Consider the following 11,772-nt stretch of genomic DNA (forward strand, 5'->3'; position numbering starts at 1 on the left):
CCGCTAGGTGGGGTTTGGTTTTGATTTCGGTTGGGAGGAAGTAAGATGATCGAGCGACTTTGGGCCAAACTAGGCAAATCGTCCTTACAGCCGACTGATTCTGTGGCCTTAGAAAATGTGCCTGAGCATGTTGCGATTATAATGGACGGGAATGGTCGCTGGGCTAAAGATCGTGGATTGCCACGAATGGCAGGTCATCATTCCGGCATGAAAGCGGTCAAACGTATTACAATTGCAGCAGACCGGTTAGGCGTCAAGTATTTGACGTTATATGCGTTTTCAACGGAAAACTGGAAGAGACCGAAAGCTGAAGTGGATTTTCTCATGAAGCTGCCCCAGCAATTTCTTGAAATTGAATTAGAAGAGCTGATTGCAAACAACGTACAGGTTCGTATGATGGGCCATAAAGAGGATTTGCCATCATTTACTATAAGCGCAGTTGAAGAAGCGATTGTGAAAACTGCAAACAATACTGGACTTGTTTTGAATTTTGCTCTGAATTACGGAAGCCGTAAGGAAATGCTTGAAGCCATAAAAAGTATCGCTTCAGAAGTTCAGCAAGGGAGTTTATCCCTTGATGAAATTGATGATAAAGTGATGGCAGATCGATTGCTTACAAGCGGATTGCCCGATCCGGATTTACTCATTCGTACTAGCGGAGAGCTGCGTCTAAGCAATTTTATGATGTGGCAGCTAGCTTACAGTGAGTTATGGTTTACGGATGTGTACTGGCCGGAATTTACGGAAGCGCATTTTCAAGAGGCGATTTTGGAATATCAGCGCCGTGCACGTCGATATGGTGGATTGTAGCTTCAAGCAACGGAGTGTGACTTTTCATTGAGACAACGAATTATTACCGGAGTTGTAGCAGGTGCTGGGTTCATCGGCCTTACGATCGTAGGCGGATGGCTATATACTAGTCTACTCGTATTACTAGCAATTATCGGCTTTACTGAATATGCGCGCATGAATGGTGTAGCATGGTCGCATCCGTCTTCTTTGCTCGGATATGCGGGTGTGCTACTGTTCGTGCTTCCTTGGTCAGATTGGGGAATAACGATTCCTTCGCCGTTAACCATTCTTTGGGTGCTTGCCTTCTTATTGCTTGCAATAACCGTAATTACAAAAAATAAAACTACAATTGACGGCGCCGCACTTATGTTGCTAGGCGCTTTATATGTAGGCTATGGCTTTTCAGCTATGGTCGAGGCACGTCAAATTGAGCAACATGGTTTAATATGGACGTTTTTGGCCTTTGGCTGTATTTGGGCATCGGATATCGGCGCTTATTTTATGGGACGAGCCTTTGGGAAAACAAAGCTCTGGCCATCGATCAGTCCAAATAAAACGATTGAAGGCGCCCTGGGAGGCGTTTTATTTTCCATAATCGTGTCTGCGGTTTTCGCTTTGGCGATTCCTGGTTTTATCGATTTGCCAAAAGCGCTGCTTATAGGCTTAGTTGCCGCTGTAGCAGGGCAATTTGGGGATTTGATTCAATCAGCCTATAAAAGGGTCAGAGATATTAAGGATACCGGCACGTTGTTGCCGGGACATGGCGGCGTGCTTGACCGATGCGACAGCTGGCTGATCGTATTTCCGCTGTTGGTGCTGACCGAGCTGCTGCCCGTATAAGTCAGGAGGATTTTTGGCATGAAAAAAATAAGCATATTAGGTTCAACTGGCTCAATCGGAACACAAACGCTGGACATTATAGCCCATGATCCTGATCATTACACGGTTGTCGGCTTATCGGCTGGCGCTAACGTTGATCTGATTATCGAGCAGGCGAATCGATTCAAGCCGTCAATCGTCAGCTTGGCTTCCAAGTCTGACGCTGACGCTGCACGGCCTCATATGCCGGCAGGAACGAAGGTCGTATTTGGCGAGGAAGGCCTTATCGAAGTAGCGGCTGGTGTGGACGCTAACGTCGTTGTAACGGCAATTATGGGCAGCAGAGGCTTGCCTGCAACACTAGCAGCCATTGACGCAGGCAGAACGATCGGTTTAGCCAACAAAGAGACACTCGTTACTGCAGGTCATATCGTCATGGAGCGCGCACGCCAGCGCGGCGTAAGCATTTTCCCGATTGATAGCGAGCATTCTGCTATTTTTCAATGCTTGAACGGCGAAGATCGTAAATCGATCAAGCAAATTACGCTGACAGCCTCGGGCGGTTCCTTTCGTGACCGGACAAGGGAAGAGCTTGAAGGCGTAACCGTCGCAGAGGCGCTTAATCACCCGAACTGGTCAATGGGCGCAAAGATTACGATTGATTCCGCGACGATGGTTAATAAAGGTCTTGAGGTCATTGAGGCAAAATGGCTTTTTGACGTTACATACGATCAGATAGATGTCATTATTCATCCGGAGAGCATCATTCATTCTTATGTGGAGTTTTCCGATCACAGCGTCATCGCGCAGCTTGGGATGCCTGATATGCGCGTGCCGATCCAATACGCATTATCTTATCCGGAGCGGAACGCTACTCCAACGAATAGGCTGAATCTAGCTCAAATCGGCAGGCTGAATTTCCGTGAGATGGATTTTGACAGATACCCATGCTTAAGGCTTGCTTTTTCATGCGGCCGTATGGGCGAATCCGCGCCATCTGTCTTTAATGCAGCCAACGAGGTCGCAGTGGCACGCTTTTTGAAAGGTGAAATTACGTTTTTGGACATTGAGCGGATATTGGAGACGGTAGTTGAACGTCACGAGGTGTCTGCTATTAATGACTTGCAAATGATTGCAGAAGTGGACGCTTGGGCGCGCCAGCTGGCAGAATCCGTATAATATCGGTCAAATTCCGGTTCTCTTGTATCGGACGGGAGAATAATGATAATCTATGTACAGGCCGTAACGAACAGGAGGCTTCAGCTTTATGCACATGATTCAGGTCGTCTTTTTGACTATACTCGTCTTTTTCGTTATCGTAACGATCCACGAATGGGGTCATTACTATTTCGCTAAACGTGCGGGCATATTGGTTCGGGAATTTGCAATTGGCTTCGGGCCGAAGCTCTTTTCGGTAAAACGCGGCGAGACTAGATATACGCTTAGGCTGGTGCCGGCAGGCGGATTTGTTCGAATGGCAGGAGAGGACCCTGAAATAGTTGATGTTCAACCAGGCCAAACGATAGCGGTTCGGCTGAAGGACAATCAAATTACTCGTTTGTATTTAGATCGTCTTGACGAGAGAAGCGGCGTTATTCGCGGCGAGATCGTTAAAATTGATTTGGAGAAGAGCCTTTCTGTAACGCTAGACGTTGAAGGAGAGAACGAGAGCTTCTCGGTACATCCACAGGCTTTGATGATCGCCAAAGGCAAGGATACGCAAATTGCGCCGCTCGACAGACAATTCGGCAGCAAGACGGTGCGGCAGCGTGCGCTTGCGATTTTTGCAGGTCCACTCATGAATTTTGTGCTCGCATTCGTATTGTTTGCGACGTATATTCAGATGGTTGGAATTCCCGTTGAATCGCCGGATAAGCTGCTTGTCAGCGATATTTCGGAAGGCATGCCTGCCGATAAGGTTGACCTAAGAAAAGGCGACGTTATCGATGCGGTTAACGGAATCAAAATCGGCGCTGATTTCGATAAAATGATCGGGATTATCGGCAAATCACCGAATGTGCCAGTCAAGATGGACATCATTCGGGACGGCAAAGCCCAGCAGATTGTCATTACGCCTGAAGCAAATGAAGCAGGGGTAGGCAAGGTGGGCATAAGCGCAGCATTGCCTACACGGCCTGCGTCATTTTCAGAGACGTTTACCGGTGCGGGCAAGCTGATGAAAAATATGACCATAAGCATCTTTGAAGGATTCAAGAAGCTTATTTTCGGAGAGTTCAAGCTTGATGATCTTGGCGGACCGGTGCGTACCGCTGAGGTAACGAGCCAAATTGCGAAGCAAGGCATTGCGCAGTTAACTTCGTGGACCGCTTTGCTCAGCTTGTATCTTGGCATATTCAATTTGCTTCCGATTCCGGCTCTGGACGGCAGCCGTCTCATTTTCCTCGGAATCGAAGCGGTTAGAAGAAAGCCAATTGATCCAAACCGTGAAAGCATGGTGCATTTTGTGGGCTTCGCGCTCATTATGCTGCTGATGCTTGTAGTAACCTATAATGATATTTTACGATTGGTAAGAGGGGAGTAAGTTGTCGCTCATGTCTAAAGATAAACAGTTTGTTACAGAAATTACGCCGCAGAGCGAAGATTTCTCCAGATGGTATATAGATGTTATTAAAAAAGCCGAGCTTATGGACTACTCACCGGTGCGGGGCTGTATCGTGTTCCGTCCGGAGGGTTATGAGCTTTGGGAAAATATTCAGCGTGACCTCGACCGTCGCTTTAAAGAAACGGGTCATCGCAATGCGTATTTCCCGCTATTTATTCCAGAGAGCTTCTTTCAAAAAGAGAAGGAGCACGTGGAAGGCTTTAATCCGGAGCTGCCATGGGTAACGGAAGCTGCCGGCGAGAAGCTGGAAGAGCGGCTTGCTATTCGTCCAACATCGGAGACGATGTTTGGCCATATGTATTCGAAGTGGATTCAATCGTACCGTGATCTTCCGTTGCTTATTAACCAGTGGGCTAACGTAGTCCGCTGGGAGAAGCGCACGATGCCGTTCCTGCGCACAAGCGAGTTTTTGTGGCAGGAAGGCCATACCGCTCATGAGACGGAAGAGGAAGCTCGTCAAGAGACGATGCAGATGCTTGATGTGTACACTCAGTTTGTCGAAGAGTTCCTCGCTATTCCGGTTATCAAGGGCGAGAAGACGCCTTCCGAGCGTTTTGCGGGTGCTGTAGATACGTACTCCATCGAAGCGATGATGAAGGACGGCAAGGCTGTTCAAGCTGGAACCTCCCATTACCTCGGCACGAAGTTTGCAGTCGCTTTTGATATCAAATTCCTTGATCGTGAAAATACATTGCAATTCGCGCATACGACTTCTTGGGGCGTAAGCACAAGGCTGATCGGCGCGCTTATTATGGTTCATGGCGATGATCGCGGTCTGGCGCTGCCGCCTAAGGTAGCTCCAACCCAAGTGATCATGATTCCAATCGGACCGGCGAAAATGCGCGAGCAGGTTGTTGGCCGTGTAGACGAGCTGTATGCCGAGCTCAAAAAAGCAGGCGTTCGCGTGCGTGTAGACGACCGTGCAGACGTTAGCCCAGGCTGGAAATTCAACGAATACGAGATGCGCGGCGTTCCGCTTCGTTTAGAGCTTGGACCTCGTGATATGGAAAACGGACAAGTTGTACTCGTTTCTCGCATTACAGGAGAGAAGCGCGTTGTTCAACAAGCGAATCTCGTTGCTGAAGTTGAAGCGATGCTGGAAGAAACCCATCATGAAATGTTCAACCGCGCGAAGCAGTTCCGTATCGATAACTCGCGTTCGGTGGATACGCTTGATGAAATGAAAAGTTTTCTCGAGGAGCAGCGCGGCTTCGTAGAAGCTGGCTGGTGCGGATCTGCTGCTTGCGAGAAGCAGGTTAAAGAAGAAACAGGAGCAACAAGCCGGAATATCCCATTTGAACCGTCTACGCATAAGAGCACATGTCTCGTTTGCGGCGATGAAGCAAAACATACTGTCGTATTTGCACGTGCTTATTAAGAACTGAAGAAGCTCGGTTCGGATCTTAAGGAGTGGAGTTTTATGAGCCAAACCGCGGACAAGCGGCAGCGTTTCGAAATGCTTTTACAGCAAACGGAGCTGCCGCAGGAACTTATACAAACTTATTTTCAAGATGGTTACATCGATCAAGTTATCGTCAGCAACAGCAATCGGGAATGGACGTTTTGCATACGCAAAACGTCCATGGTGCCTTTACAGGCCTATAATGGCCTATGCCAAGCAGCTCGAATGAAGTTCGAGCATATCGCTGCGGTCTCTTTTATTTTCATATACGACCCTATTGTCGAGACCGAATCGATTGTTTTGCAATACTGGGGTTTATTTATGGAGTGGGCACAGCGCGAGATCGCATCCGTTAACGGATGGCTTCAGAAAGCCAGCATTTCGGTCGAAGGTGACGTGCTTACGCTATCGTTGCTCGATAACACAGGGCTGGAGCTTGCTCGCAAAAAACGGTTGGATGAGGAAATCATCCGCTTTTACAATCAATATTTTCAACGCGCATGCAAGGTGAAGATGATCATGAGCGAGTCACGGCAAGAAATACTGGACGAGTACGCCCTTCGGATCGTGCAGGAAGAGCGTGAGTACGTGCAGGAGCTGATGGCTAACTCGCAATCGGAATCGGAGCTTGTTGATGAAGCTGAAATTAGGCTTGCCGTCGGATATGATATCCGCGAAGAGCCCGTGCCTCTAATGAATATCATCGAGGAAGAAAAGAAAATAACGGTCCAAGGCGCCGTATTTGGCCTCGACGTGAAGGAGCTTCGCAACGGAAGCACGCTCTTTACGTTTAATGTGACTGATTTCTCGGATTCCATTGCGATGAAGATGTTCGCCAAAACAAAGGACGACGTCAAAATATTAAGCCAGCTTGCCAACGGCAAATGGGTCAAAGCGCGCGGACGGGTCGAATATGACCGCTTTATGCAGGAACCGGAGCTAGTGATGATGCCAAATGATTTGCATGAGGTTAAGTCACCTCCAGATCGTACGGACAAGGCGGAGGAGAAGCGCGTCGAGTTCCATCTCCACACAACGATGAGCGCGATGGATGCGGTAACGCCGGTTGACGTATATATCAAAACGGCTGCCAAATGGGGACATAAGGCAATTGCCGTAACCGATCATAGCAATGTGCAATGTTATCCCGATGCGAATAAAGCAGCCAAAAAACATGGCATCAAAGTGCTGTTCGGCGTAGAAGCCAACGTGGTTAACGATGCCGTTCCAATGGTGCTCCAGTCGAGGCCGGAGCCGCTTGCGACAGCGACTTATATCGTATTTGATATAGAGACGACAGGTTTGTCGGTTATCAATAACAAAATCATCGAGCTTGCAGGCGTCAAGATGCGCGACGGCAAAGAAATCGATCGTTTCTCGACGCTTATCGATCCGCATGAGAAGATACCTTATCATATTCAGCAATTAACCAATATCAATGATGACATGGTAAAAGGACAGCCCGAGATTGAGCCGAAACTTCGTGAATTTATCGAGTTTATTGGCGACGATATTCTTGTAGCGCATAATGCGCGGTTCGATATCGGCTTCATTCAAGCGAACTGCAAAGCGTTTGGGATGCCTGAGGTGAAAAACCCGGTACTCGATACGCTCGAGCTGGCTCGGTTTATTTTTCCGTCGCTCAAAAATCACCGTTTGAATACTTTGGCGGATAAATACAAGGTCAGCCTTGAAAACCATCACCGCGCGGTTGACGATTCACTTGCGCTTGGCGGTGTGCTTTACGGCTTAATCGGGGATGCTGCGGAGCGTAATATTACGGACCTGAATCAGTTGAACGACTATGTCGGCATTGACTTATCGAACTCCAGACCTTTCCATAGCAATATTTACGCCTTAAATGCAGTCGGCAAGAAAAACTTGTTTAAGCTGATTTCGTTATCGCATACGCAGCATTTTAAACGGGTCGCGACGATTCCTAAGACGAAGCTCGTCGAGCACCGTGAAGGCTTGCTCGTTATATCCGGTTGTGAGAAGGGCGAGTTTTTCGAGACGGTATTGAACAAATCGTACGAGGAAGCGCTCGAGGTTGCGCGTTTCTACGACGTTCTTGAGATTCAACCGATCGATTTTTATATGCATTTAGTTGAAAAAGGTCTTGTAGGCAGCCGGGCTGAGATTGAGCAGGCGCATCGCCGCATCTGCCAAATCGGAGACGAGCTTGGCAAGCCGGTCATCGCGACGGGGAATGTTCATTATTTGAATCCGCGTGACAAAATGTACCGGGATATTACGATTCACGGCATTACGGGCTTTAGCCCGCTGAAGAGCATTCGCAAGCCAGACGCTCATTTCCGCACGACGGAAGAAATGCTGGAGGAGTTTGCTTTTCTCGGTGAAGCAAGAGCGAAGGAAGTCGTCATTACGAATACGGTGGAGCTTGCCGAACGCTTTGAACCGTATGATATGTTCCCGACAGGCCTATTTGCGCCTAACATCGAGGGAGCGGACGAAGAAATACGCAACACTTGTTATGACACCGCAAAATCGATGTATGGCGAGGATTTGCCTCAGGTCGTTATCGACCGATTGGAGAAGGAACTTATTCCGATCATTAAATTTAAATTTTCCGCCAACTATTTGATATCGGAGAAGCTCGTTAAAAAATCGAATGCGGACGGTTATTTGGTCGGCTCAAGGGGATCGGTTGGATCGTCGGTCGTAGCGACCTTTCTTGGCATATCTGAGGTTAATCCGCTGCCAGCCCATTACTTGTGCAAAAATCCGGATTGCCGCCATAGCGAGTGGTTTTTGGACGGAAGCATTCCGAGCGGATTCGATTTGCCTGATAAGCTTTGTCCAAAATGCGAGAAGCCGATGAAGGGCGAAGGACAGGATATCCCGTTCGAGACGTTCCTTGGCTTTAAAGGCGATAAAGTTCCCGATATCGATCTTAACTTCTCGGGCGATTATCAACCGATTGCCCATAACTATACGAAGGTATTGTTTGGCGACAAGAGCGTGTTCCGTGCAGGAACAATCGGTACGGTCGCCGAGAAAACGGCTTATGGCTTCGCTAAGAAATTTGAGGAAGAGCATAGCAAAAAATGGCGCGGAGCGGAGCTAGCAAGGCTTGCGAGCGGGTGTACCGGCGTGAAGCGGAGCACAGGCCAGCATCCAGGCGGTATCGTGGTCGTTCCCGATTATATTGAAGTAGAAGACATAACGCCCGTACAATTTCCTGCAGATGATGTCAATGCGGAGTGGAAGACGACCCACTTCGATTACCATGCATTTGATGAAAACTTGCTGAAGCTCGATATTCTCGGTCATGATGATCCGACGATGATGCGGATGCTGCAGGATTTGACCGGCGTTGACCCAACTAGCATTCCGATGAACGATCCTAAAGTGATGAGCATGTTCAACTCGACGAATGCGCTCAACATACCGGGCGAGAAAATACGTTCCTCGGTAGCGACGTACGGCGTTCCCGAGATGGGAACCAAATTCGTACGGCAGATGCTTCAGGAAACGCAGCCGTCTTCCTTTGCCGATTTGCTGCAAATTTCCGGGCTGTCGCATGGTACGGGCGTTTGGCTCGGCAATGCGCAGGAGCTTATCAAGAACGGAACGTGCAACATTAAAACCGTAATCGGCTGCCGGGATGACATTATGCTTTTCTTGATTTACAAAGCGGGCATGGATGCGGGGTTGGCTTTTAAAATTACGGAGAGCGTGCGTAAAGGCAAAGGTCTGACGCCGGAGTGGATCGAAGAGATGAAGCGGTGCAAGGTACCTCAGTGGTATATCGATTCTTGCCTCCGCATCGAGTATATGTTCCCGAAAGCCCATGCTGCTGCCTACGTCATCTCCGCTGTTCGGACGGCCTTTTTCAAGCTTTATTATCCGATTGAATACTATGCGACTTACTTTACAGTCCGCGCGGACGACTTTGATTTGGAACTGCTGTGCCAAGGGTACGATGCAATCTTGCGCAAGCTGATCGAAATTGAAGCAAAAGGGTTTAACGCGCTGCCTAAAGAGAAAAACATGGTATCCCAGCTGGAAATGTCGCTTGAAATGACAGCTCGCGGATTCTCCTTTAAGCCGATTGACCTCTATCGCTCCGATGCGACGAAGTTCCTTGTAGACGGCGATTCGCTAATTCCGCCATTTGCTGCAATTGCAGGTATCGGCGATAATGCGGCACGCAATATTGCGGCTTCGAGAGACGATGGCGAGTACTTGTCGATCGAGGATTTCCAGATGAAATCGAAGGCGACGAAGACGATTGTAGAGGTGCTTGGCAACATGGGATGCTTCCGTGGATTGCCTGAATCCAACCAGCTTTCCCTGTTTTAGAAAGAGGGCTGTTAGAAAAGATTTCTTGTCACTATAGTGCGGTTATGTTATAATTTTTCTGGCAATGATGATGATAAAGACTTTGATGCAGAAGAGTGGGGAAACCCACTCTTTACGTTTTGTATTTGGCAAAATGGCATAGTGCGTATAAACAGGAGGTCAACTGAATTTGAGTATTTCCAAAATCAAAGCTGCCGTCCAGGAAATGGTTCTACCATACCTCAGCAGTAATGGATTTGAACTAGTTGATATTGAGTATGTCAAAGAGGGAAGCAATTATTTCCTTCGTATATTCGTGGATAAAGAAGGCGGCATCGATATCGACGATTGCGGCCGTATCAGCGAATTTATGAGCGAGCAGCTGGATAAGAACGATCCGGTAACTGACGCTTATTTTCTAGAAGTATCTTCTCCGGGAGCAGAAAGACCGCTTAAAAAGGAAGAGGACGTAGTTAAAGCAATCGGTAAACACGTTTACATAACGACATATGAACCGATTAGCGGCGCTAAAGAATTTGAAGGGCTGCTACTTTCATTTGACGGGGAAAATGCGGTTGTACGTACTGGCAAGAAGGAGTACACCATTCCTTATGTCAAGGTAGCCAGTGCTAGACTCGCTATCGTGTTCTAATATTCGTTTTTTATATTGAAAGGGGGAAATCCAGTCCAATGAGCATGGATTTTATTGAAGCGTTACAGGAAATAGAAAGAGACAAGGGCATTACGAAGGATGTCCTGCTGGAAGCCATTGAGGCAGCGCTTATCTCCAGCTACAAAAGAAATTTCAACACAGCGCAAAACGTTCGTGTCGATATTAACCGCCATACTGGCGTTATTAAAGTATATGCCCGCAAGACCGTCGTTGATGAGGTGCTTGACCCGCGTCTCGAAATTACAGTAGAGGCATCACGGGAAATCAACCCTCATTATCAGCTGGACGATATTGCGGATATTGAAGTAACGCCGCGCGACTTCGGCCGTATTGCTGCACAAACAGCGAAGCAGGTCGTAACACAGCGTATTCGCGAAGCAGAGCGCGGATTGATCTATAACGCTTTTATCGATAAAGAGGAAGATATCGTTAACGGTATCGTTCAGCGTCAAGATGTTCGCAATCTATTTGTAGACCTTGGCAAAGTAGAGGCTGTATTGCCGCTTACAGAGCTAATGCCTACCGATAAGTTCAAGCATGGCGACCGCGTGAAGTCTTATATCACCAAAGTCGAAAATACGACTAAGGGTCCGCAAATCATCTTGTCCCGTACGCATCCAGGTCTATTAAAAAGACTGTTCGAGCTTGAAGTTCCTGAAATCTATGACGGCGTCGTGGAAATCCGCTCGGTTGCGCGCGAAGCCGGCTTCCGCTCGAAAATTGCTGTACATTCCCGCAATTCCGAGGTTGATCCAGTCGGATCATGCGTTGGGCAAAAGGGACTGCGCGTTCAGACGATCGTAAACGAGCTTAAAGGCGAAAAAATCGATATCGTTCGTTGGTCTGAAAGCGTGGATGAATATGTTGCGAATGCGCTTAGCCCATCCAAGGTGCTAGAGGTAATCGTATTCGAACAAGAGAAGATGGCACGAGTTATCGTTCCAGACTACCAATTGTCGCTCGCGATCGGTATTAAAGGCCAGAATGCTAGGCTTGCTGCCAAGCTGACAGGCTGGAAAATCGATATTAAAAGCGAGACTCAAGCGGAGCAGGAGTATGGCCGTCCGAAATCTTTGACGACGATCATGCACCAGGATTCGGTTTCCATCGATTAATCTCTATTAGGAAAGCGTCAATTCAGCTGGCAGAGGAGGGGTG

General features: G+C 48.1%; 8 protein-coding genes. All 8 read left to right on the top strand.

Annotated features, from left to right (window positions below; genetic code table 11):
* The first annotated feature begins 45 nt into the window (after positions 1-45).
* The 8 genes from ADU23_RS22295 to nusA all read left to right on the top strand — a co-directional run bounded on the left by ADU23_RS22295 (position 46) and on the right by nusA (position 11,729).
* Positions 46-810 carry an isoprenyl transferase gene (locus ADU23_RS22295; protein WP_053375751.1) on the top strand — a complete coding sequence of 255 codons (765 nt, stop codon included), beginning with the start codon at positions 46-48 and terminating at the stop codon, positions 808-810.
* 27 nt (positions 811-837) lie between these two features.
* Complete coding sequence (locus tag ADU23_RS22300) at positions 838-1,632, top strand: phosphatidate cytidylyltransferase (protein ID WP_053375752.1); 795 nt, start codon at positions 838-840, stop codon at positions 1,630-1,632.
* 18 nt (positions 1,633-1,650) lie between these two features.
* Positions 1,651-2,790 carry a 1-deoxy-D-xylulose-5-phosphate reductoisomerase gene (locus ADU23_RS22305; RefSeq protein WP_053375753.1) on the top strand — a complete coding sequence of 380 codons (1,140 nt, stop codon included), beginning with the start codon at positions 1,651-1,653 and terminating at the stop codon, positions 2,788-2,790.
* An 88-nt stretch (positions 2,791-2,878) separates the two neighbouring features.
* Positions 2,879-4,153: an RIP metalloprotease RseP gene (gene rseP / locus ADU23_RS22310; RefSeq protein ID WP_053375754.1), complete on the top strand. Its 1,275-nt coding sequence runs from the start codon at positions 2,879-2,881 to the stop codon at positions 4,151-4,153.
* Positions 4,154-4,163: 10 nt separating this feature from the next.
* Positions 4,164-5,612, top strand: coding sequence for a proline--tRNA ligase (proS, locus tag ADU23_RS22315; RefSeq protein WP_053377775.1), 1,449 nt, complete (start codon positions 4,164-4,166; stop codon positions 5,610-5,612).
* A gap of 42 nt (positions 5,613-5,654) precedes the next feature.
* Positions 5,655-9,962 (top strand): PolC-type DNA polymerase III, encoded by a 4,308-nt coding sequence (locus ADU23_RS22320; RefSeq protein ID WP_053375755.1) that lies wholly within the window; start codon positions 5,655-5,657, stop codon positions 9,960-9,962.
* A gap of 169 nt (positions 9,963-10,131) precedes the next feature.
* A complete protein-coding gene (gene rimP / locus ADU23_RS22325; protein ID WP_053375756.1) occupies positions 10,132-10,593 on the top strand; it encodes a ribosome maturation factor RimP in 462 nt (153 codons plus the stop codon).
* A gap of 38 nt (positions 10,594-10,631) precedes the next feature.
* Positions 10,632-11,729 carry a transcription termination factor NusA gene (nusA, locus tag ADU23_RS22330; protein ID WP_053375757.1) on the top strand — a complete coding sequence of 366 codons (1,098 nt, stop codon included), beginning with the start codon at positions 10,632-10,634 and terminating at the stop codon, positions 11,727-11,729.
* Positions 11,730-11,772 lie beyond the last annotated feature (43 nt).

This window comes from Paenibacillus sp. FJAT-27812 (assembly GCF_001273905.1).
In the GTDB taxonomy this organism is placed as follows: Bacteria; Bacillota; Bacilli; order Paenibacillales; family Paenibacillaceae; genus Pristimantibacillus.